This is a genomic window from Ilumatobacter sp., from assembly GCF_030065885.1.
Lineage (GTDB): Bacteria > Actinomycetota > Acidimicrobiia > Acidimicrobiales > Ilumatobacteraceae > Ilumatobacter.
In genome coordinates, this window is sequence record NZ_JASJCS010000011.1 from 1 (window position 1) to 23,481 (window position 23,481).

General features: G+C 70.0%; 11 protein-coding genes. 4 read left to right on the forward strand and 7 right to left on the reverse strand.

The window, feature by feature from the left end:
* The first annotated feature begins 111 nt into the window (after window positions 1-111).
* Window positions 112-1,110 carry a lysophospholipid acyltransferase family protein gene (locus QNJ12_RS04625; RefSeq protein WP_300619464.1) on the forward strand — a complete coding sequence of 333 codons (999 nt, stop codon included), beginning with the start codon at window positions 112-114 and terminating at the stop codon, window positions 1,108-1,110.
* 42 nt (window positions 1,111-1,152) lie between these two features.
* Entirely contained in the window at window positions 1,153-2,883 is a 1,731-nt protein-coding gene (locus tag QNJ12_RS04630) for a toll/interleukin-1 receptor domain-containing protein (RefSeq protein WP_300619467.1), read from the forward strand.
* A 21-nt stretch (window positions 2,884-2,904) separates the two neighbouring features.
* Here QNJ12_RS04630 and QNJ12_RS04635 read toward each other — a convergent pair whose 3' ends face one another.
* The 5 genes from QNJ12_RS04635 to gltB form a co-directional block, all read right to left on the reverse strand.
* Window positions 2,905-6,363, reverse strand: a complete 3,459-nt coding sequence (locus QNJ12_RS04635; RefSeq protein WP_300619470.1) for a pre-peptidase C-terminal domain-containing protein — start codon at window positions 6,361-6,363, stop codon at window positions 2,905-2,907.
* A 145-nt stretch (window positions 6,364-6,508) separates the two neighbouring features.
* Window positions 6,509-10,129, reverse strand: a complete 3,621-nt coding sequence (locus tag QNJ12_RS04640) for a TIR domain-containing protein (RefSeq protein WP_300619473.1) — start codon at window positions 10,127-10,129, stop codon at window positions 6,509-6,511.
* Between the two features lie 245 nt (window positions 10,130-10,374).
* Window positions 10,375-10,992, reverse strand: a complete 618-nt coding sequence (locus QNJ12_RS04645) for a LysM peptidoglycan-binding domain-containing protein (protein ID WP_300619476.1) — start codon at window positions 10,990-10,992, stop codon at window positions 10,375-10,377.
* 103 nt (window positions 10,993-11,095) lie between these two features.
* Window positions 11,096-12,547, reverse strand: a complete 1,452-nt coding sequence (locus QNJ12_RS04650; protein ID WP_300619478.1) for a glutamate synthase subunit beta — start codon at window positions 12,545-12,547, stop codon at window positions 11,096-11,098.
* Complete coding sequence (gene gltB / locus QNJ12_RS04655; RefSeq protein ID WP_300619481.1) at window positions 12,540-17,093, reverse strand: glutamate synthase large subunit; 4,554 nt, start codon at window positions 17,091-17,093, stop codon at window positions 12,540-12,542. The genes QNJ12_RS04650 and gltB overlap by 8 nt, the downstream gene beginning before the upstream one ends.
* Window positions 17,094-17,448: 355 nt before the next feature.
* On the opposite strand from gltB, the gene QNJ12_RS04660 reads away from it, so the two are divergent.
* On the forward strand, window positions 17,449-18,762 hold the full coding sequence (locus QNJ12_RS04660) for a peptidoglycan-binding domain-containing protein (protein ID WP_300619484.1): 1,314 nt from the start codon (window positions 17,449-17,451) through the stop codon (window positions 18,760-18,762).
* A 138-nt stretch (window positions 18,763-18,900) separates the two neighbouring features.
* On the opposite strand, the gene QNJ12_RS04665 is transcribed toward QNJ12_RS04660, so the two are convergent.
* Window positions 18,901-19,707: a crotonase/enoyl-CoA hydratase family protein gene (locus QNJ12_RS04665; RefSeq protein ID WP_300619487.1), complete on the reverse strand. Its 807-nt coding sequence runs from the start codon at window positions 19,705-19,707 to the stop codon at window positions 18,901-18,903.
* A 170-nt stretch (window positions 19,708-19,877) separates the two neighbouring features.
* Here QNJ12_RS04665 and QNJ12_RS04670 point away from each other — a divergent pair, with 170 nt between their 5' ends.
* Window positions 19,878-22,559, forward strand: coding sequence for a bifunctional acetate--CoA ligase family protein/GNAT family N-acetyltransferase (locus QNJ12_RS04670; protein WP_300619490.1), 2,682 nt, complete (start codon window positions 19,878-19,880; stop codon window positions 22,557-22,559).
* Window positions 22,560-22,643: 84 nt separating this feature from the next.
* On the opposite strand, the gene QNJ12_RS04675 is transcribed toward QNJ12_RS04670, so the two are convergent.
* Entirely contained in the window at window positions 22,644-23,471 is an 828-nt protein-coding gene (locus tag QNJ12_RS04675; RefSeq protein ID WP_300619493.1) for a bifunctional 2-polyprenyl-6-hydroxyphenol methylase/3-demethylubiquinol 3-O-methyltransferase UbiG, read from the reverse strand.
* Window positions 23,472-23,481: the final 10 nt, after the last annotated feature.

Sequence of the window (23,481 nt, forward strand, 5' to 3'; positions counted from 1 at the left end):
GTGCAGATGGCTGACGGTGGGGGAGCGGCCGACCACGTCGCTCGCGATCTCGAACGAGTCGTCCATCTGCACGTTCCCGGCGTGCTCGTCGCGGACGTGAAGTAGGCCTCGATGACCAACCGGTACCTGCGCACTGCCCAGCGGGCCGCCGGTCGCGCCGAGTCGCTCGTGCGCACGGCGGCGAAGCCGTTGCGCTCGTACGGGTTCCCGTACCGGGCGCCGACGGTGCCCAAGGGTGTCGACGTGCCGAGGGAGCCGTCGAAGCTCGGCGCAGGCTACGACACCGACTGGGCCCGGTCTCCGATGGCCCGGGCCGCCCGCGGCGCCATCACCGAGGGCCCGCTCCGCCTGCTGGTCGCCGGCACGGCTCGACCCGAGGTCGTCGGCCTCGATCGCCTCGACGATCTCACCCGCGTCGACGAGCCGGCACCTGTGATCTTCGCCCCCAACCACCACAGCCACCTCGACACGGTCCTGATGATCCGCGCGATCCCGATGTGCTGGCGCCGCGAGCTCGTCGTCGCAGCGGCCGCCGACTACTTCTTCGACCAGCGCTGGAAGGCGGTCGCCTCCGCGCTGTCGCTGAACGCGATCCCGATCGACCGCGAGGTGACGAGCCGGAGGTCGAGCGACATGTTCCGCGACCTGGTCGCCGACGGGCACAGCCTGCTGATCTACCCCGAGGGTGGCCGCTCACCCGACGGCTGGGGCCAGGAGTTCAAGGGCGGCGCGGCGTACCTGTCGTCACGCACCGGCGCCCCGATCGTGCCGGTCTTCATCGACGGCACCGGCGCGATCTTCGGCAAGGGCATGAAGCGGCCGAAGCCCGGCCGCACGAAGGTGCTCTTCGGGGCGCCGCTGGTGCAGCACGAGGACGAGAACACGCGCCGGTTCAACAGCCGCATCGAGGCAGCGGTCACCCGGTTGGGCGACGAGGCGCTGACCGACTACTGGATCGCCGCCCGCCGCGCCGCGGCCGGCACCAGCCCGAAGCTCACCGGACCGGACCACAACGGCTGGCGCCGCCAGTGGGAGCTCGGCGAACGTCGCAAGCTCGGTGCGGTCGGCCTCCGCAGACGTCAGAAGCGCCGCTGGCCCGACCTCGGCTGACTCCCGGATCGGCGTCGCCCGGCCGGCGTCTACCATTCGGCGATGCCCGACGTGTTCATCTCCTATTCGCGTCGCGACGCCGACTTCGTCGATGGGCTGCGCCGCACGCTCGAACAGCGCGACTACGAGACCTGGGTCGACGAAACCGACATCGCCCCGTCGGTCGATTGGCGTGAGGAGATCCACGACGGCATCGCCACCAGCGAGGCGCTGATCGTCGTCGTCAGCCCCGACTACGCCGCGTCCGAGGTCTGCGGCGAGGAGGTCGGCCGGGCCGAGGCGCTGGGCAAACGCATCGTGCCCGTCGTGTGCCGCGACACCGAACCCGCCTCGGTGTTGCCGGTCGTCGCGGCCCGCAACTGGATCTTCGCTCGCACGGACGACGAGATCGCCGCCGCCGTCGGGAAGATCGACGAGGCACTGAGCGTCGATCCCGACTGGGCCAAGGAGCACACCCGCTTGCTCGGGCGGGCGCTCGTCTGGGACCAGCGGAACCAGGACGCCAGCATCCTGCTGCGGGGCTCCGAGCTCGACGCCGCCGAGACGGCCGTCGCCGCCGAGCGCCCGATCGAGCAGCCGCAGGTGACCGAGCTGCAGCGGCGCTTCGTCCAGGCGAGCCGCACGGCGGCCACCAAGCGGAGCCGCCGGCTCGTCCTGGTCTCGGCAGCCGTCGCAGCCGTCTCGATCGCCCTCGCCGTGGTGGCAGTGCTCCAGACCTTCGAGGCCAACGAGCAACGCGACACCGCCCAGGCGCGCGAACGCCTCGCCGAATCGCGGTCGCTGGCGGCGCAGGCGATGCAGCTCGTCGAGTTCGAACCGGAGACGGCGGCGCTCCTCGCCGTCGAGGCGATGCGGCTCGAGGCGACCGCCGAGGCCCGCGACGCGCTGCTCACTGCGCTGGCGGCCAACCCGGCGGGCCTGGACGAGCTCGACATCGGCGAAGAGAGCGACCACAACCCGACGTCGTTCCTCGATCCGAGCGGACGCTACGAGGTGAGCGACGAGGGCAGCCTGATCACCGACACGACGACGGGCGACACGCAGCGGATGATCGAGCTCGACCCGGACGAGACGATCGTGGCGCTCCGCGACACCACGTTCGACCCGACCGGCACACGTGTGGTCTTCCACAACCTGCCGGCCGAGCGCTACGAGGTGTTCGACGTGAGCGACGGCCTCCCCGCCCGTGAGCTCCCCAGTCCGTCGGTGGAGGGCTTCGTGCTCGACGCCGCGTTCCGGGCCGACGGCCGGCTCGTGGCGCTCTGGACGACCGACGACCCCGACGCGGCGGGCGACGAGGACGACGAGGGCGACGACGAGCTCATCTCGGACCTCCGGCTCACGGTGTTCGACGACGACGCCCGTGAGCTGTTCTCGGCCCGCTTCAACGGTCGCATCCCTGAGGGCATCGACCTCCGCGACTCGTTCGTCGTGATGTCCGGCGACGAGGACCTCGGCGCGATCGTCACGATCGACGGCGAGGCGCAGCTGTTCTCGCCGTCGAGCGCTCGGTTCATCGGGCCGCTGCTGCCGAGCGACTGCACGCCCGACTGCACGGAGATCGAGATCATCGCCGGTGCGGCGGCGCTGGCATCGCTCGGCGGCGACGAGCTCGCGGTCACCGACCACACCTCGACCCGACGGACGTGGACGCTCGACGTCGACGACTGGATCGACGCCGCATGCGCGGCCGCCGACCGCGAGCTCACCGCGCAGGAGCGCGAGCGGTTCCTCTCCGACGTCAGCGCCGGCTCGTCGGCCTGCGCGCCGTAGCCGGCAGTCGGGAGCGGTCGGTCATTCGACGATGAGGGAGACATCCAGGTCGACCACGTCCGGCCGAGACTCGGATCCCTCGAAGTTCAAGACGATGACCGTCCACACGCCGGGCTCGAGCTCGTCGATGACGCACGACTCCTCGCTGCCTGGATCGGCACTGACGCACACCGCTCGAGCGGCGTCGGGCTCGCTCCCGGGCACATACACACCCGGCTCGTAGACGTACAGGTCGATGTCGGGCGACGTCGTCACGCCGACCGATACCTCGAGCTGGACGGCATTGTCGGGCACCTCGAGCTCGTAGACGTCGAACTCCTGCTCGCCGAGTCCGACCGAACCGAGGTCGCCGACCACGTCCTGGCCGCCGGCCTGCGACTGAGCGATCGTCGTGGCCGGCGGCGGGCTCGTGGCGGGCGCTGGGCTCGTGGTGGCGGGTGGCGGGCTCGTCGTGGCCGGCGGGCTCGTCGTGGCGGGGGTCGTCGGCTCGGGCGAAGCCGTCGGCTCGGGCGACCCCTCAGCTCCGGTGGTTCCCGCCCCCGATGTGGACAGCGGCTCGACCGACGAGCCCGTCGACGACAGGATCCGGCTGTAGTCGGCCAGCGGCCCCTCGCCGGGATGGTCACAGTGCCGGACGTAGGAGCCCCGGCCGTACAAGTCCCATTCGGCCTGGGTCATGTTGCGCCCTGCCAGCAGGCACGCCCGCGCGATCCACGCACCGGTGTCCAGGGTCCATGTGTGGACGAAGTCGTCCTCGCTCGCGACGGCCAAGGTCATCCCGTTCGGGCTCAATGCCATGTCACTGATGCCGTCGGTCGGCCCCCCGAACGACGTGATCAACCTGCGTTCGGCCACGTCCCAGTAGTTGACGACCACGTCGCGGTCGGCTGACACCAGCTGCTCGTCGTTCTCGATGAAGGCCAGCCCGGTCACGGCCTCGTTGTGGCCGATGAACGAGCCACCCGAGCGCTCGCCCGTCTCGAGGTCCCAGACATGGATCTTCCGGTCGCTGCCACCGGTGACGAGGAGCTTGCCGTCAGAGCTCGCCGCCATCGACACGACCTCCTCGCCGGCGAGCGCCCCAGCTTGGTCAGCCGTGCCGTGTCGCAGCGGCGGCTCGATGAGCCGGCCGGTCGCGACCTCGAACCGATGGGCCACCGGACCCCGCTCGTCGCGGCCGCCGATCCAGACGACCCGCTCCCCCGAGTGCAACGCCGACACGGGCTCGAAGCCGTCAGGAAGATCGGGACTCGCGAGTCGATCGCCTGTCTCGGCGTTCCAGATGGTGATCGCATCGGACGAACCGGTCAGCAGTCCGCGGCCGTTGTCGGAGAGCTCCACCACCACGACCTCGTCGCTGTGAGCCGTCTCGAGCGTCATCTCGTCGTCGCCGATCGACAGCGAGACGGTGCCGTCGGCCAGACCCACGGCGAGTCTGCCGGCGGCGGCGTCGATCGCAGTCACCGCGCCCGGCGGGATCTCCCTCACGAGCTGCCCGATGCCGCCGAGGACGCTCGTCACCAGGAGGTTCCCTTCGGTGTCCAGCGAGACGACGATGTCGTCGTCGAGGAAGGCGACCTCCGCGACGTCGATCAGGTGCTGCTCTCCCGACGACGGCACCGTGGCACCGAACACGAACTGGGGTTCGGCGCTCCACCAGATGACCTCACCTTCGAAGCTCCCCGAGGCGATCTGTCCGCCCGCACCGAAGGCCAGCGATCTGATCTCGTCGTTGTGGCCGAGCAGCCGGTCGACGAGCAGACCGCCGTCCTCGAAGACCTGCCACAGCAGCACCTCGCCGTTGGTGTGGGCCGACGCGAGAGTGAACGGCGCGGAGAAGCCCGCCGGATCGAAGACGAGGTCGATCGCAGGGGTCACCGGCGGCGGATCCATCCGCCCGACCTGGGTCTGCGTGGCGACGTCGAACACCCAGATCCCGCCATCGGCCTCGCCGGCGACGACCAGCGAGCCGTCGGGGCTGAAGGTCAAGCTCGCGACCTCCGAGACGAACCCTTCCAGGAACTCGAGCGGTGCGTCGCTCTGCGGGTTCCTGATGACGAGACCGCGGCGACCGTCGACGCTCTCGATCCAGGCGACGAGCGGCGGGTCGGCATCGCCGATCGTGGCCAGCGTGACCTGCGACGAGTCGCCACCGACGAGTGGAACGCGGTCGACCTCGGTCCCCTCCCCGTCCCGCACGACGACGTCGCCACCGACGAGCGCCGTCCCGCCCTCCTGCTCGACGACATCCCCGTCCGATTGGCCGGCGTAGAACGCCAGATCCGGACTCACCCAGAAGAGGCCCGGGTAGTCCGGTGCGGGGAGCGCAGCCAGTTCGGCGCCTGTCTCGGCATCCCAGAGCACGAACTCGCCATCCGACGCGACGGCGACGAGCACCGTCCGGTCGTCGAGTTCGAAGAACGACAGCCGATTGACCGCCCGCGGTGCCAGATCGAGGTCCAGGCCCTCACGCACGGACGCGGGGCTCAGCGGTTCACTCGGGTCGACGCTCCACATCACGATCTTGCCGGCCAGGTCACCGGTGGCGGCGAGCCGTCCCGTCGCGTCGAAGGCGACCGCTGTCACCGGCTGGTCGGGGTGCTCGTTGGTGCGTTCCTGGAAACGACTCGGGAATCCGAGAATGCCCAGCAGGCTGCCGCGCGCCTCACTGGTGTCGGCGACTCGGACGCTCTCGAGCGCCAGCAACGCCGACAGGTCGCGATCGGTCACCGCGTTCGTGAGGGCCTGACCGGCCATCGCCCGCGACTCCGCCCGCCGGGCCTCGGTCCGGGCCCGCTCGCGTTGGATGAGCGCGACGATCCCGGCCAGCGTGGCGGCGACCGTCAGGATGGCGAGACCGGTGATCGCCATCCTGCGCAGGCGCTTGGCTCGCCGGAACTGCACGAGGTCGGCACCGACGAGGTCCTCTTTCGAGATCGGCTGCGGCGGATTGCCCGTGTGCGGATGGATCGGTGCGGCGAGCGTCGCCACCCGATCCTTCCAGCGCCCGTCGGTGCGGATGTCGAGATCTTCCGCCTCCCGGAACTCGGTCATGTCGAGGAACAATGGCTCCTCGGGGAAGACGCCCCGCAGCCCGTCCCCGACGGCGGTGGACTCGGCGAAGTCGAAGTCGCCGGCAGCTTCGTTCCAGGAGATCGTCCCCTTGGTCAGCACGAGGCGGATCTGCTCCCACGACTTGCCCGACTTCCTCCAGTGCTCGACTTCCTCGCCCACCCACCGCGACCCGGCGCTCTCGGGCGAGGCGAGGATGACCAGGAACCGCGAGCGGTCGAGCTGATCCTGCAGGGAGTCCCGAAGTCCGGCGCTGGCCTCGAGCGAGGTCTGGTCGAGGAACACGTTCAGCGCGCGACGCCGGTTCCACTTCTTGCCGAGCTTCAGCATCCCCTCCTTCAGCTTCGGCGCGAACTGCTCGTCCGATGCGCGCGCGTAGGAGATGAAGGCGTCGTACTCGGTGGCCATCGATCCCCCTCACTCGGCGCCCGCCCGACCGATACTCGACCAGGCCGGACCGCTGCCGGCGCGGGTCCTGAAGCTAGACCTGGCGCGTCTGTCGATCAAGCGAAATGCGTCGGGCGACGTCGTCGGGCCCGGATCGCTCGGGGTGTCAGGCGCTCGAGCACGAGTCGATCCGGAACTGGACGCACTCGTCGGGGGTGAGCCGCCGGTCGGCGAGGCGTTGCTCGAGCTCGTCGATCAGCCCGGCGAGACTCCACGCCGACCACAGCTTGGCACCGCCCCCGGAACCGCCCGTCACGATGCGGGTTCCGCCGGGGCTGAACGCCGCCGTGAACACCCTGCCACCGTGCTCGAGGACGGCGAGCGGCGTGCCGTCCAGTGCCCACACCCTGGCCGTACCGTCGCCGCTGGCCGTGACCACTCGAGTCCCGTCGCGGCTGAAGCCGGCTGCGAACACGATCTCACCATGGCCGTTGAGCGCAGCGAGTGGCGCCCCGTCGGCGGTCCACAACCTGGCCGCGCCGTCCCAGCTGGCGGTGAGGATGCTGTCGCCATCGGGACTGAACACCGCCGATGACACGGGAGAGGCGTGTGACATCGTCGCAAGCGGCTCGCCGCTGTCGGACCACAACTTGGCGGTGCCGTCCGAGCTCGCCGTCACGATCCGGGTGCCGTTGGGATCGAACGCGGCGGTGAAGACCTGGTCGCCGTGATCGAGCGTCGCGAGGAGTGCACCACCCGCGTCCCAGATCTTGGCGGTGCGGTCCTGACTCGCCGTGACGATCAGGGTCCCGTCCGGGCTGAACTCCGCCGAGAACAGTTGCTCGCCGTGGCCGGTCAGGCTCGCCACGAGCGATCCGGTGAGATCCCACACCTTGGCGGTCGGTTCCTCACCGGTGGTGACGATGCGGCGTCCTTCGGCATCGAAGACGGCGGAGAACACGCGACCGCCGTGGTCGAACGTGACCAGCTCTGTGCCGTCGGGAGCCCAGAGCTTGGCCGTGCCGTCGTCGCTGGCCGTGACGATCCGCGTTCCCTCGGGATCGAACACCGCCGATGACACCGCGTCATCGTGCTCGAGCGTGGCCAGCAACGCGCCCGAGGCGTTGCGAACCCAGGCACTGCCGAAGCCGGCGGTCAGGATGCGGGTTCCGTCCGGGCTGAACGTCGCCGACTCGGAGTGGGCGTCGCCCAACGTGGCGAGTGGCGCGGCGCTCGCGTCCCACAGCTTGGCCGTGCCGTCGAAGCCGGCGGTCAGGATGCGTGTCGCATCGGGGCTGAAGATCGCCGACGCCATGAAGTCGTCACCATGGTTCAGCGTGGTCAACGGCGTGCTGTCGTCGAGGCCCCACAGCTTGACCGTGCCATCGGAGCCGGCGGTCATGATGCGAGTCGCCTCCGTCAGCGCGCCCGCGCGGTCGGACGAGAAGACGGCCGACGTCAGCCGATCGCCGTGGTTGAGGATGGTGCGCGGCGGGTCGTCCGGGAACTCCGACGACAACACGCTCGCCGTGCCGTCGATGTTGGCGACCAGGAGGAGCGATCCGTCGGGACTGAACGCCACGGACATCACGGAGCTGCCGTGGTCGTAGGTCGCCAGCAGGGTGCCATCGAGATCCCACACCTTGGTCGATTCGTCGACGACTGCCTGATCGCGCTCACCCGTCGTCGCGATCCGAGTGCCGTCGGGACTGAACACGGTGGTGCTGACTCGGCCTCCGTGATCGAGGGTCGCGAGCAACCTGCCCGTGTCGGGTTCCCACACCTTGGCGGTCGTGCCGCTGGTCACGACGCGGGACCCGTCCGGACTGAAGACCGCCGATATCAGCGAGCCGCTGCCGTGGTCGAGCGCCGCGAGCGGCGAACCGCCGTCGATGTCCCACACCTGTGCGATGCCGTCGAAGCCCGATGTCAGGACGCGAGCTCCATCCGGGTCGAAGACGGCAGATTCCACATCGGCTCCGTCGTCGAAGGTGGTCAACAGCGCCCCATCGAGATCCCGGAGCTCGACCGAACGACCGGCGATCAGGATGCGGGAGCCATCCGGACTGAACACCGCCGACCCGACGGCGACCTCGTCGTCGATCGTCGTCAGGAGCTTGCCGTCGACGTCCCACAACCTGGTCGAGTAGACGCCGTCACGTGTCTCGCCGGCGCCGGGGAAGTCGTTGCTCACCGTCAGGATGAGGGTGCCGTCGGGACTGAAGGCAGTCGAGTGCATGAGTCCGGGATGGCTGAGCGTGGCCCGCCACGGCGACGATGCCACCCGGTACAACGCCGCTTCGGCACTGGTCGTCACCAGCGGATCCACCGCCGGTTCGTCGGCTTCCGCCAATCGACCGGCGGCAGCGGGCGGCACGCCCGACGTCGATCTGACCGATTCGATCGCCAGGAGGGCGGCCAGGTCGGGCCGTGCGTCGAGGAGGCGTGCCGACTCGCCTGCCAAACGAACAGAATCGGCGATCGCGAGCTGTGTGTCGACCTCGGTCTGCGCCACTTCCACGGCCGCCTGCGCAGCGTCGCGCTCGTCGACCGCTGCGTCGCGATCGGCCTGCGCTTGGTCCCGCTCCGACTGGGTCGACGTGAGATCGGCTTCGACTGCAGCGAGGTTGGACTCGGCCGCGGTCAGGTTTGCCTCGGCGTCGTCGAGCCGAGCCTCCGCCGCCCGAAGACTCGCCTCGGCCACCCCGCGGGCGTTCTGGGCGACGTCGCGCTCGGCGACGGCGGTGTCGCGATCCGAGAGCGCGGCATCCCGGGCGCCCACCGCGGCATCCCGTGCGGCGGTTGCGGCGTCGCGCGCCGCTGCGGCTGCGTCGCGTTCTTCGACGGCGGCGTCACGATTGGCCACGGCGGCGTCGCGCTCCGCCGCAGCTGCATCCCGATCGGCCTGGGCCTGGTCTCGCTCGTCGACCGTCGCGTCCAGGTCGGATCGCACGAGCGCCAGGTTGGACTCGGCCGCGGCGAGATTTGTGTCGGCGGCCGCGAGTCGGGTCTCGGCCTCGGACAGGTTGGCTTGAGCTACCCCGAGGGCGTCTTCTGCGGCGGCGAGCTGCACGTCGAGGTCGTCGAGACGGGTCTCGGCGGCGGCGACGGCGGATTCGGCCGAGCGCTGGGCCGATCGAGCGCTCAACCAGCCGGGCACCGCGATCGCGATCGCACCGAGCAGGATCAGCGCCCCGAGCGCGATCGAACCCGTGAGGATGCGGGCGCGGGTCTGCATCGCCACGACGGCACCGATCAGCTCGTCCTTGCTCTGTCCCTTGATCGCAGCAGCGATCGTCGCGACGTCGTCTCGGAATCGCTCGTTCTTCAGCGTGAGGTCGGCGGCACCAGCGGCCCAACGCATGTCGACCGCGAGCGGCTCGTCGAACTGGTTCCGCAATGACGGCGGGACGTCCTCGCCGTCCCATGCGAACGCGGTCAGCTTGGCCGGCGTGTCGCGCCCCTCGTCACCTCGCCAGCGTTCGATGACGAACGTGATGTGCTCGCGACCCTTGGAGGTGAGGAAGTGCTCGATCTCGCGGTCGACCCACGGCGAGGCCGCCGACGTCGGCGACAGCAACACCACCAGGTGAGCCGAGTCGTCGAGCGCCCCGGTGATCTTCTCACCGAGATCATGGCCCGCACCGAAGCTGGTCGAGTCACGGAAGACCCGGATGAAGGGACGGCGCCGGTACCACGGCTTGGAGAAGCGCTGCAGCGCGTCCTGCAACGCATGCGCCAGTTCTGCACTCTCGTGGCTGTAGGAGACAAAGGCGTCGTACGGCATCCGGCCTCCGGACTTCGACCCGTGGACAGTACACCGTCCGAGCAAGGGCCCGAGACGGAATCCCTCGAGCCGGCGGGTCCACGAGGTGGACGCGGTCCACGCTCCGATCAGCCCTGACCGACGTGGATGGTCGGCGCGAACGGCGCGCTCGGTGAACGACGGCGACTCGCGACGCACCGGTCATGCGCGCCACACAGCCGAGGTGGAGGGAGCGTCGGTCCGACCGGGGCGCCGACCGGCCGTGCTCAGCCGGAGGGGCAGGGGATGGTGATCGGGGTGCCGACGACGAAGTTCTGGTAGCCGGGGGTGTTGACGTTGGCGGCGTCCATCTCCTGGAACGTGATGCCGAACCGCTCGGCGACACCGATGCGGGTGTTGTCGCCGTCGGCGATCACGTACGTGGTCGGGCACTCGCCATCCGCCGTCTCGTCGCCCGTGGCGGTGTCGGTGCCCGTGCCGGTGTCGGTGCCTGCGTCGGTTGCAGCGGCGGAGCCCGGGGCGGCTGCGCCCGGCGGGATGTTGACGATGTCGCCGACGAAGAGCGGGTGCTGCACGCCTTCGGGCCACGAGTTGAAGTTGGCGAGCACCTCGGGATCGACGTCGAACGTGTCGGCGATCTTGAACACCGAGTCGCCGGACTGCACCGTGTACGACTGTGCGTCGGGGTTGCGGCCGCCCTCGAGGCTCTCCGGCACCGTGGTCGTCGTCGTGGTGGTCGCCGGCTGGATGGTCACGTAGCTCGACCCCTGGAGGTTGGCGAGCGTCGTGCGAGAACCCGTCGCCTCGGAACCGCAGCCCGTGACGAGCAGCAGCGGGAGCGCCCCGAAGGCGATCGCAGCGAACGCACGCGGCGTGATCCTCATGTGCACCAGCGTAGGGCGTCCGGACCCACGGACGGTGGCACGCAGGCCGCCCGCGGTGACGCGACGGCCGGGCGGACGACGCGCCCGCCCTCCCGAGCGTCGCTCACATCAACGGGCGTGCCGTCGGCGCGATCGGCTCGGGCAGCTTCGTCTCGCCCATCAGGTACCGGTCGACGCCGGCCGCCGCCGAGCGGCCCTCGGCGATCGCCCAGACGATGAGGCTCTGGCCGCGACCCATGTCGCCGGCCACGAACACGCCGGGCACGCTCGACATGTAGTCGTCGTCGCGGGCGACGTTGCCGCGCTCGTCGAGGTCACAGCCGAGCGTGTCGAGCCACGAGCCCTTCTCCGGACCGACGAACCCGAGCGCGAGGAAGACGTAGTCGGCGGGCAGCTCGCGATCGGTGCCCTCGACCTTGACGAACTTGCCGTCGATGCGCTCGACCTCGTGGATCGCGAGTGCCCGCACGTTGCCGGCGCCGTCGTCGATGAACCGCTCGGTGTTGACCGAGTAGATCCGCTCACCGCCCTCCTCGTGGGCCGACGTGACCTTGTAGGTGAACGCGAACTGCGGCCACGGGTTGCCCTCGGCGCGCTCCTCGGGTGGCTTCGGCATGATCTCGAGCTGCGTCACCGAGGCGGCGCCCTGTCGGTGCGCCGTACCGAGGCAGTCGGCGCCGGTGTCGCCGCCGCCGATGATCACGACGTGTTTGCCGTTCACGTCGATCGGCGACTGCTCGATGTCACCCAGCTGCACCCGGTTCGACAGCGGCAGGTACTCCATCGCCTGATGGATGTTGGCGAGCTCGCGGCCCGGCACGGGCAGGTCGCGCCAGGCCGTCGCTCCGCACGCCAGCACGATCGCGTCGTACGACGCCTGCAGCACGGCGATGTCGACGTTGCCGCCGACCACCGCATTGGTGCGGAACTCGGTGCCCTCGGCCTCCATCTGCTCGAGGCGGCGGTCGATGTGGCGCTTCTCCATCTTGAACTCGGGGATGCCGTACCGCAGCAGCCCGCCGATGCGGTCGGCGCGCTCGAGCACCACGGTGTCGTGGCCGGCGCGCGTCAGCTGCTGCGCGGCGGCGAGGCCGGCCGGCCCCGATCCGATCACGGCGACCCGCTTGCCGGTGCGGACGCTCGGCACCTGCGGGACGACCCAGCCCTCCTCGAACGCCTTGTCGATGATCTCGACCTCGACCTGCTTGATCGTCACCGGCGGCTGGTTGATGCCGAGCACGCACGCCGACTCGCACGGCGCCGGGCAGAGACGCCCGGTGAACTCGGGGAAGTTGTTCGTCGCGTGCAGTCGGTCGATCGCGTCCTGCCAGTGGTTGCGGTACACGAGGTCGTTCCAGTCGGGGATCAGGTTGCCGAGCGGGCAGCCGTTGTTGCAGAACGGGATGCCGCAGTCCATGCAGCGGCCGGCCTGCGTCTGCAGCTTGTCCTCGGGGAAGTCCTCGTAGACCTCCTTCCAGTCCCTGAGCCGCACCGGCACCGGCCGGTACTTCGGCACCTCCCGATCCCACTGCAGAAACCCGGTCGTCTCACCCACGGGCGGCCTCCATCACTCGGTCGACGGTCTCGGACTCGGAGAGGCCCGCTGCTTCGGATTCGGCCATGACCGTCAGGACCCGCTTGTAGTCGACGGGCATCACCTTGCGGAACCGGCTGACGTCGACGCTCCACGAGGCGAGCATCCCCTTGGCGACCGCCGAGTCGGTGTAGGTGTGGTGGGCCTCGATCGTGGACCGCAGGAACTCGCGATCCTCGTCGTCGAGCTGCTCGACCTCGACCATCTCGTAGTTGACCTTGCGGTCGAAGTCTCCGCCGGGGTCGTAGACGTAGGCGATGCCACCCGACATGCCGGCACCGAAGTTGCGGCCCGTCGGGCCGAGCACGACCACGCGCCCGCCGGTCATGTACTCGCAGCCGTGGTCGCCGACGCCCTCGACGACGGCGGTGACGCCCGAGTTGCGGACGCAGAACCGTTCGCCCACGATCCCGCGCAGGTAGATCTCGCCGGCCGTCGCGCCGTAGGCGATCACGTTGCCGGCGATGATCTGGTCCTCGGCGACGAACGGCGAGGCGGCAGGAGGCCGAACGATGAGGCGGCCACCCGACAGGCCCTTGCCGAGGTAGTCGTTCGCGTCGCCGTTCAGCCGCATCGTGATGCCGGACGGTACGAACGCGCCGAAGCTCTGACCGGCCGACCCGTCGAACTCGATGTTGATCGTGCCGTCGGGCAATCCGGCGCCGCGGTGGGCCTTGGTGACCTCGTGGCCGAGCAACGTGCCGACGGTGCGGTTGACGTTGCGGATCGGCAGCGCGATGTCGACGCGCTCACCGTTGGTGATCGCGGGCTGCGCGAGGCGGATCAGCTCTTGGTCGAGCGCCTCGTCGAGACCGTGATCCTGGTCGGCCGTGCAGTGGAACGCCTGGTCGTACGGATTGTCGACGACCTCGAGGATCGGGCTGATGTCGAGCCCGTGCGCCTTCCAGTGGTCGACGGCCGGCTTGACGTCGAGCGCCTCGACGTGGCCGATCATCTCGTCCATCGTGCGGAAGCCGAGCTCGGCCATGTACTCGCGGATCTCCTCGGCGACGTACTCGAAGAAGTTGACGACGAATTCCGGCGCACCGTTGAAACGCTTGCGCAGCTCGGGGTTCTGGGTGGCGACGCCCACCGGACAGGTGTCGAGGTGGCAGACCCGCATCATCACGCAGCCGGAGACGACGAGCGGTGCGGTGGCGAAGCCGTACTCCTCGGCACCGAGCAGCGCCGCGATGACCACGTCGCGGCCGGTCTTGAGCTGGCCGTCGGTCTGCACGACGATGCGGTCGCGCAGCCCGTTCAGTAGCAGCGTCTGCTGCGTCTCGGCGAGGCCGAGCTCCCAGGGGCCACCGGCGTGCTTCAGCGACGTGAGCGGCGACGCCCCGGTGCCGCCGTCGTGGCCGGAGATCAGCACCACGTCGGCCTTCGCCTTCGAGACGCCGGCGGCGACGGTGCCGACGCCCATCTGGGCGACGAGCTTGACGTGGACGCGCGCTTCGGGGTTGGCGTTCTTGAGATCGTGGATCAGCTGCTTGATGTCCTCGATCGAGTAGATGTCGTGGTGCGGCGGCGGGCTGATCAGGCCCACGCCGGGCGTCGAGTGCCGCGTCTTCGCGATCCACGGGTAGACCTTGCCGCCGGGCAGCTGGCCACCCTCACCGGGCTTGGCGCCCTGCGCCATCTTGATCTGGATGTCGTCGGAGTTCGTGAGGTATTCGGCGGTCACGCCGAAACGGCCCGACGCGACCTGCTTGATCGACGAGCGCCGGGTCGGGTCGTAGAGCCGGTCGGGGTCCTCACCGCCTTCGCCGGTGTTCGACTTGGCACCGAGCTGGTTCATCGCCTTCGCCAGCGTCTCGTGCGCTTCGGCCGAGATCGAGCCGTACGACATCGCGCCGGTCGAGAAGCGCTTGACGATCTCGCTGACCGGTTCGACCTCCTCGATCGGGACCGGGCCGCGCCCGACCGTGGCCGGGTCCTTGAACTGGAAGAGCCCGCGCAGGGTCGCCAGGTTCCTGGACTGGTCGTCGACCCGTTCGGAGTACTCCTTGAAGACGTCGTAGCGACCGGCGCGGGTGGCGTGCTGCAGCTTGAAGACGGTCTCGGGGTTGAACAGGTGGTACTCGCCCTCGCGCCGCCACTGGTACTCGCCACCGAGCTCGAGCTTGCGGTGGGCACGTCCTTCGGGCCGGGCGGGATTGGCGACCGAGTGCCGCATCTTGATCGCCGCCGCGAGCTCGTCGAGGCCGACGCCGCCGAGCCGGCTCACCGTGCCGGTGAAGTACTTGTCGACGAGCTCGTCGCCGAGGCCGATCGCCTCGAAGATCTGGGCGCCGGTGTACGAGGCGACCGTCGAGATGCCGATCTTCGACATCACCTTCAGCACACCCTTGCCACACGCCTTGATGTAGCTCTTGATCGCCTGCTGCGGGTCGAGGCCGCGCATGCCGTGCAGGCCCTCGGAGATCAGATCCTCGATCGACTCGAACGCGAGGTACGGGTTGATCGCGCCGGCGCCGTACCCGATCAGCAGTGCCATGTGGTGCACCTCGCGGGCGTCGCCGCACTCGACGACCAGGCCGACCTTCGTGCGCTGCTTGGTGCGCACGAGATGGTGGTGCACCGCCGACGTCAGCAAGAGCGACGGGATCGGCGCGTCGACCGAGTCCGCGTTGCGGTCCGACAGCACGATCACCCGGGCGCCCTGCTCGATCGCCGTCGACACCTCCCGGAAGATCGCGTCGAGCGCCCGCGCGAGCGCGTCGCCGCCGCCGTCGACCCGGTACAGGCCGCGCACCACCCAGGCGGTCAGGCCGGGGAACTGACCGTCGTCGTTGGCGTGGATGATCTTGGCGAGCTCGTCGTTGTCGATGATCGGGAACGGCAGCGCGAGCTGGCGGCAGCTCTCGGGGCCCGGCGCGAGCAGGTTGGCCTCGGGCCCGATCGTCGACGCGACCGCCGTCACGACCTCCTCGCGGATGGCGTCGAGCGGCGGGTTCGTGACCTGCGCGAAGAGCTGCGCGAAGTAGTCGAACAGCAGCCGCGGCCGCTCGGACAGCACGGCGATCGGCGTGTCGGTGCCCATCGACCCGATCGGCTCCTTGCCGTCGCGGGCCATCGGGGCGACGATGATCTTCAGCTCTTCATGGGTGTAGCCGAACATCTGCTGGCGTCGCAGCACGCTGTCGTGGCTGAACACGACGTGCTCGCGCTCGGGCAGGTCGTCGAGCTCGACGATGCCCTGCTCGACCCACTCGCCGTAGGGGTGCTCGGCGGCGAGCTGCTTCTTGATCTCCTCGTCGTCGACGATGCGACCCTCGCGGGTGTCGATCAGGAACATCTTGCCGGGCTGCAGGCGGCCCTTGCTGACGACCTTCGCCGGCTCGACCTCGATCACGCCGACCTCGGACGCCATGATCACCAGGTCGTCGTCGGTGACCCAGTACCGGCTCGGACGGAGACCGTTGCGGTCGAGCACCGCGCCGATCACCTCGCCGTCGGTGAACGTCACACTCGCCGGGCCGTCCCACGGCTCCATCACGCTGGCGTGGAAGCGGTAGAACGCGCGACGGTCGTCGTCCATCTCGTCGGCGTTCTCCCACGCTTCGGGGATCATCATCAGCACGGCGTGGTGCAGGGGTCGGCCGCCGAGGTGGAGCAGCTCGAGGGCCTCGTCGAACCGAGCCGTGTCGGATGCACCCGGCGTACAGATCGGGAAGGCGCGTTCGAGGTTGTCGAGGTGCGGGCTCTCGGCCATGGCCTCGCGAGCCCGCATCCAGTTCTGGTTGCCCTGCACCGTGTTGATCTCGCCGTTGTGGGCGACGTACCGGTACGGGTGCGCCAGCGGCCACGACGGGAACGTGTTGGTCGAGAAGCGCGAGTGCACGAGCAGCAGCGCACTCTCGATCCGCTCGTCGGTGAGGTCGAGGAAGAACGCACTCAGCTGCGGCGTCGTGAGCATGCCCTTGTAGACCATCGTGCGCGCCGACAGCGACGCGAAGTACGAGTCGAGCTCGCCGGTGAGCTCGTGTTCGGTGCGCTTGCGGGCGACGAACGTGCGCCGGTCGAGCGCCAGCCCCGACTCGCCGTTGGGCGAGCTGACGAACAGCTGGCGGAAGCTGGGCATCGCCGCCCGCGACGTCTTGCCGAGGCAGCTCGGGTCGATCGGCACGTCGCGCCAACCGAGGACGGTCAGGCCCTCCTCCGCCATGATCGCATCGATCTGCCCCTGCGCCTTCTCGCGGACCGGGTCCTCGGCGGGGAGGAACACGATGCCGGCGGCGTACGAACCCGCGGCGGGGAGCTCGAACTCGACAGTGGCGCGCAGCAGCCGGTCGGGCACCTGGATCAGGATCCCGGCGCCGTCGCCGGTGTCGGGCTCGGCGCCGGTGGCACCGCGGTGCTCGAGATTGGTGAGGGCGCGCAGACCGGTCTGCACCAGTTGGTTCGAGCGTTCACCCTTCATGTGCGCCACGAAGGACACACCGCAGGAGTCGTGTTCGAAACGCGGGTCGTAGAGACCCGTCGCGCGGGGATTGGTCGGCATCGGTACTTCCCAAACTGAGGGGTTCTGGCTGGAAGTCCGGGACGACGTTGGCCCGAAGAAACGCCATGTTACGCGATGGCGCGAACGAACGGAAACCCCATCGTCAACACGAATCGGCCTCTCGCTGCGGGCGATGACCGGCGACCGCACGCCGCCGGCGAAGCTGCCAGGGAGCGCAGCCGGTTGGCGACGCGCCCACGCACGAACCGTTCGGCGGAGCTCTGCCCGAAGGGGTGATCCCGTCGGCCGTACGCTCGTCGGCATGCTGCAACGTCCGCCGCCTCGGCGACGGCCGGCCGACCGGCGCGCGGACGTTCAGCGGGCCCCCGACGGCGCGGGCGCACGTGGCCGTTCGATGCAGCAGACGATCGGGAACCAGGCCACCGCGCACCTGCTGCAACGCGTTCCCGGTGACCAGGAGCCCGACGCAGGCGCAACGCCCGAGGCGACGGCGGGTGGCGGCGTCGAGGCGCCCGTGCGCTCGCCCGGCGCGAGGTTCCCACTGCACGGCACCGTTGGCCCCGACGGTGAGAACCACCCCGACGACGTCGCCGCGGTGCGGGCCCGGCTCGACGAGCTCGGCTTCGACGCGGGCGCGTGGCTGGGGCACGAGCCCGGCTACTTCGACCCCGATCTCGGCGCGGCGATCCTGGCGTTCCAGCGCGCCGAGGTCCGCGCGATGCGCCACGACGGCATCGTCACCCCGGGCGGCAGGACGCACAGCGCGCTCGCGATCGGCCGGCAGCCCGGCGCGGGCGAGCTCGACGAGGATCTCGATGCCACGGTCGACGCCAGCACGCATCCGGCGGTCGTCCACCTCCGCTCGCGGATCGCCGAGGCCGAACGGCTCCAGGCCGAGTGCGCGACGCGGTACAGCCAGGAGCAGGGCGAGGCCCGCGACCGGCTCGTGCAGGTGATCGGCGAGATCCGGGGGGAGATCGACGCACTGGCCGATTCGGATCTGCCGGCAGATCAGTTCGAATCGGTGGCGGCCTGGGGCCATCGGCGGCTCAACCGGGCGTCGCCGTACTACCTGCAGTCGACGAACGCCGACTTCCTCGACGAGCCCGGGTCGGGGACCCGGACCTGCAACCTCACGTGCCTCGCGATGTGTCTGGAGGCGCTCGGGGTCAGCGCCGCCGACTACTCCGGCGACCGCGAGGTGCTGCGCGAGATCCGGGGGCACGGCGGCAACGCCGCCGGCGACTACGACTACGAGTTGGCCTTCGACCGCGCCAAGGACGTCGTCGGCGACGACGACATCGACGGGCTGCGGTTGCCCGACTTCCTGCAGCTCGTCTTCGTCGGACGCCTCATGGGACAGGGCATGGACCTCATGGCCGCCGCGAGGAAGGGCTACGACGACATCCTCGACCTCGGCACGCTCGCCACGGTGGCGCGCCTCTTCGGTGTGTCCGCCTACGCGCGACCGGTGGGGCTCGGGTCGCGTGACGCCGACCTCCGCCAGCGCCACGTCGACGTGTTCGGTGGGCTCCTCGATCAGGGCAAGCAGGTGATCGCCGGCGTCGGCGGCCACTTCGTGAAGATCGAGAACATCGAGGACGACGGGCTGGTCATCAACGATCCGGCGACCAGCCGCCGCAGCGACGAGAAGATCCCGTGGCCCGACACCGCCGGCTTCGTCAAGTCGATCATGGTCGTCGGCTGACGGCCATCTCACCGACCGACCGCGTCGCGCCGGCGAGGTGGGCCGAGCCCGCGGGGCTCGCAGCGTCGAAGCAACGGCGCCGGGGTGCCGTGGCGGAGACGGCGAACTCGGCCAGGCGACGCCGATCCCGGCTGTGTCCTACGTGAACTCGGGCGCTCGCTTCTCCATGTTGGCGGCGATCGCCTCGACCTGGTTCGGCTGCCCGATCAGCCCGCCGATCACACGGCGCTCCTCGGCGAACTGCTCGGCCGCGCCGTCGGTGAACAGCCGGTTGAAGAGGTGCTTTGCACCGCGCACGCCCTCGGGATTGCGGGCGGCGATCTCGGAGGCGAGCGCCATCGCATCGTCGTGGGGCGTCTCGCTCAGCCGGGTGACGAGGCCGAGCTCGTGGGCCTCGCGCCCGTCGATCATCCGCGCCGTGTAGGTGAGCTCGCGGGCGATGTCGCTGCGGACGAGGCGCGACAGCATCAGCGTGCCCGTCATGTCGGGTGTGATGCCCCAGTGCAGCTCGCGCACCGACCACTTCGTGTCGGGATGGGCGACTCGGATGTCGGCACCGAGGGCGATCTGCAGGCCACCGCCGAGCGCGTGACCGTGGACGGCGGCGATCACCGGCACCTCGAGCTCTTGCCAGACCCAGCAGATCTGCTGACCGAGATGGGTGATGCGGCCGTCGGGGAGGTCACCGGGGTTGCCGCGCTCGTCGGACCTGCCTGCACCGCCACCGGCCATGTCGCCGAAGATCGAGAAGTCGAGGCCAGCGCAGAACGACTCGCCCTCACCGCACAGGACCACGACGCGGACACCGTCGGCCGCCTTGAGCTGCTCGCCGGCGTCGGCGATCGCCGCGAACTGCTCGCGGTCCAGTGCGTTGCGCTTGTCGGGACGATTGAAGCGCACCTCGGCGATGCCGTCGGAGATGGTGACGATGACACGATCGGACATCTGCCGATTGTCGCAGGTGGCGTGCCGGCGACTCCTGCCGAGGCGGGCCGACGGATGGCGACGGTTCCCGCACGGCAGGTCTGGCGGTCCCGAAGCTGGGGGCCCACCGGCCCTATGTCCGGATGAACGCCGGCCGCAGAATGGGGTTGATCCGCGTCAGGAGGCCCCCCATGCGCCCGCACTTCCTCACCGCTCTGTTCGCCCCGACGTCGGTAGCGATGTTCGGCGCCAGCGACGCAGCGGACTCGGTCGGCCAGGTCGTGTTCCACAACCTGCTCGAGGGCGGCTTCGACGGCGACATCTACGCGATCAACCCGAACCGCGACGAGGTGCAGGGCCAGCGGGCCTACCCCGATCTCGACGCGATCGGGCAGCCGATCGACCTCGCGATCGTGGCCACGCCCGCCGCCACCGTCCCGGCGATCGTCGAGCAGTGCGGCGCGCACGGCGTCAGGGCCATGATCGTGCTGTCGGCGGGCTTCCGCGAGGTCGGCGACGCCGGACGGGCGCTCGAGGAGGCCGTGCGTGACGCCGCCCGCTCGCACGGCATCCGGTTCCTCGGACCGAACTGCCTCGGTCTGATCCGGCCGAGCATCGGACTCAACGCGACGTTCGGCAACAACGTCGCCGCCGAGGGCCGCATCGCGCTCGTCTCGCAGTCGGGGGCGCTCTGCACGTCGATCCTCGACTGGGCCGAGCAGCGCGACGTCGGCTTCTCGGCGGTGGTGTCGACGGGCATCGCGGCGGATCTCGACTTCGGCGACGTGCTGGACTACCTGGCCGCCGACCCGAAGACCGACAGCATCATCCTCTACATCGAGGGCCTGCAGGACTCGCGACGGTTCATGAGCGGGCTCCGAGCGGCTGCGCGCATCAAGCCTGTGGTGGCGATCAAGGCGGGCCGCCACTCCGAGGGAGCGGCGGCGTCGATGTCCCACACCGGGGCGATCGTCGGCGGCGACGAGGCGTTCAACGCCGCCCTCGCCCGATCCGGCGTGGTCCGGGTCGAGACGATCAGCCAGGTGTTCGCGGCGGCCGGCACGCTGTCGTCGCGGTACCGCTCGAGCGGTGAGCGGCTGGCGATCGTCACCAACGCCGGGGGCCCTGCCGTCCTCGCCGCCGACCACGTCCCCGAGGTCGGGCTCCGCCTCGCCGAGCTCGGCGACGACTCGGTCGCCGCCCTCGACCGGGCACTGCCGGCCACCTGGTCCCGCCGCAACCCCGTCGACATCATCGGCGACGCGGGCCCGGATCGCTACCGGCAGGCGATCGACATCTGCCTCGACGATCCGGCGGTCGACAGCGTGCTCGTGATCCTCACCCCGCAGGCGATGACACGCCCCGACGACGTCGCGGCGGCCGTCGTCGAGGCGGCCGAGCACCACCACAAGCCGATCATCACGTCGTGGATGGGCGGACGGCAGGTCGGCGCGGCGAGGACGCTGTTCCAGCGCGCCGGGATCCCGACGTTCAACACGCCCGAAGCCGCCGTCGACGCCTGCCAGTACCTCTCCGCCTACACGGCCAACCAGGCCATGCTGCTCCAGACGCCCGGGCGACTCCCCCGAGATCACGCCGAGCCCGACGTCGAGGCCGCTCGGCTCGTCATCGAGAGCGCGCTGAACGAGAAGCGCGAGGTCCTCACCGAGCCCGAATCGGTCGCACTGCTCGGTGCGTTCAACATCCCGACCGTCCGCAACGGTGTGGCGCGAACGCCGGAGGAAGCGCTGATCCTCGCCGTGTCGATGGGGTTCCCGGTGGCGATGAAGATCCACTCCGAGGACATCTCGCACAAGTCCGACGTGGGCGGCGTGAAGCTGAACATCCGCAGCGCGGCCGACATCCGGGGCAACTTCCGCGAGCTCATCGACCGTGTCCGAGAACGGCGGCCGGAGGCCGATCTGCTCGGCGTGACGATCGAGAAGATGCACCGCACGACGAGCGGCCGCGAGGTCATGGTCGGCGTCATCAACGACCCGGTCTTCGGGCCGGTCATCAGCTTCGGTACCGGCGGCACCTGGGTCGAGGTGATGCAGGACGCAGCGGTCGCACTCCCCCCGCTCAACGATCGCCTTGCGCGCGAGCTCGTCGGACGTACGAGGATCGCGCGTGCGCTGGGCGAGTTCCGCAACATGCCCGCCGCCGACGTCGACTCACTCGTCGATGTGCTCTTGCGGGTGTCGAACATGGCCTGCGAGCTGCCGTGGTTGCGCGAGATGGACATCAACCCGCTCATCGTCGACCAGCACGGCAGCGTCGCGGTCGACGCGCGAATCGTCGTCGGCGTGCCGAGGCCGTCGGCCGACGCCTACGCCCACATGGCGATCCACCCCTACCCCTCCGACCTGCGGACGATGTTCCAGCTCCCCGACGGCCGCGACGTGACGATCAGGCCGATCCGGCCCGAGGACGCCGAGATCGAGCAGGACTTCATCCGCAACCTGTCGAGCGAGGCGAAGTACTTCCGCTTCATGCATGCGATCCACGAGCTGACGCCGCGGATGCTGGTCCGGTTCACGCAGATCGACTACGACCGCGAGATGGCGCTGATCGCCGTCACCGACGAAGGCGGCGCCGAGGTCGAGCACGGCGTCGTCCGGTACGTCACCAACCCCGACCGCAACAGCTGCGAGTTCGCGCTGGTGGTCTCCGACGAGTTCCAGGGCCACGGCGTCGGCCGCCGGATGCTCCAGCGGCTGATGGAGATCGCCCGCTCCCGCGGGCTCGACACGATGGAGGGCGAGGTGCTGGCGACCAACCGCCGGATGCTCGACCTCGTCCGCTCGATCGGCTTCCACGAGCAGCCGGCCCCCGACGACCCGAGCATCGTGTCGGTCTCGATCGATCTGTAGGCCGATTCGGGCGCAGCCGGCTGCCAGCCCTGCGAGCACAGGCGATCCGGGCCGGCCGGCCGGCCGAGCCCGACGGAGACGACTTCAGCGCTTCTCGGCTTGCAGCGTGTAACTGTGCGGGAGCCGCTCGGGCCGGTCGGCCAGCCGGAACTCGCCGTCGCCGATGTCGATCATCTGGTCGCCCAGCGCCGGCCACGGCACCGAGTCGTGCTCCTCGAACGCCGTGATGGTCAACCCGGCGGACCAGAGCGCGTTGAAGATCTCGGCGAGGCCGTGGTTGAAGTGCACGATGTCGGGCGCCGCGAGTGGCTCGGCCTGGTCGGTGTAGGTGTCCGCTTCGCTGAACGTCACGCCCTCGGTCTCGAAGTAGGGGTACTCGAGCACGACGAGGCCGTCGGGGCGCGGGTCGTCCATCGCCCAGAGCACCGGGTGCCCCTCGCGGATGAACAGCCGACCGCCCGGGCGGAGCAGGCCGGCGACGACGTCGGCCCATCGCTCGACGCTCGGCAGCCAGCACAGCGCCCCGACGCCGGTGAAGACCAGGTCGAAGCGCTCGGCGCCGAGCACGTCGACGGCGTCGTAGACGTCGGCCTCCACGTAGTCGACGGCGGGCCCGCCATCGGCCGAGAGTCGACGGGCCACATCGAGCGCGGCACCGCTGAAGTCGAGGCCGGTGACCGTTGCGCCGAGCCGCGCCAGCGAGAGCGTGTCGGTGCCGATGTGGCACTGCAGGTGGACGGCGTCGAGACCGGCGATGTCACCGAGTCGGGGAACGTCGAACCGGACGACACCGGAGATCCGGGTCGGGTCGTCGACGTAGCGCGACAGGCCGTACTCGTCGCTCGCTGCGTGGTGAGGCACCCGGGATTCCCAGTTGGCGTGGTTGACGGCGCGGTAGTCGGCATCGGGCACGGGGCAATCG

What these genes read in the sequence shown, in the direction of transcription:
- QNJ12_RS04645 (WP_300619476.1), bottom strand. Translation starts at nt 10,992, where the DNA reads ATGAGGATCACGCCGCGTGCGTTCGCTGCGATCGCCTTCGGGGCGCTC.
- QNJ12_RS04630 (WP_300619467.1), top strand. Translation starts at nt 1,153, where the DNA reads ATGCCCGACGTGTTCATCTCCTATTCGCGTCGCGACGCCGACTTCGTC.
- QNJ12_RS04640 (WP_300619473.1), bottom strand. Translation starts at nt 10,129, where the DNA reads ATGCCGTACGACGCCTTTGTCTCCTACAGCCACGAGAGTGCAGAACTG.
- QNJ12_RS04635 (WP_300619470.1), bottom strand. Translation starts at nt 6,363, where the DNA reads ATGGCCACCGAGTACGACGCCTTCATCTCCTACGCGCGCGCATCGGAC.
- QNJ12_RS04670 (WP_300619490.1), top strand. Translation starts at nt 19,878, where the DNA reads ATGCGCCCGCACTTCCTCACCGCTCTGTTCGCCCCGACGTCGGTAGCG.
- QNJ12_RS04660 (WP_300619484.1), top strand. Translation starts at nt 17,449, where the DNA reads ATGCAGCAGACGATCGGGAACCAGGCCACCGCGCACCTGCTGCAACGC.
- QNJ12_RS04665 (WP_300619487.1), bottom strand. Translation starts at nt 19,707, where the DNA reads ATGTCCGATCGTGTCATCGTCACCATCTCCGACGGCATCGCCGAGGTG.
- gltB (WP_300619481.1), bottom strand. Translation starts at nt 17,093, where the DNA reads ATGCCGACCAATCCCCGCGCGACGGGTCTCTACGACCCGCGTTTCGAA.
- QNJ12_RS04625 (WP_300619464.1), top strand. Translation starts at nt 112, where the DNA reads ATGACCAACCGGTACCTGCGCACTGCCCAGCGGGCCGCCGGTCGCGCC.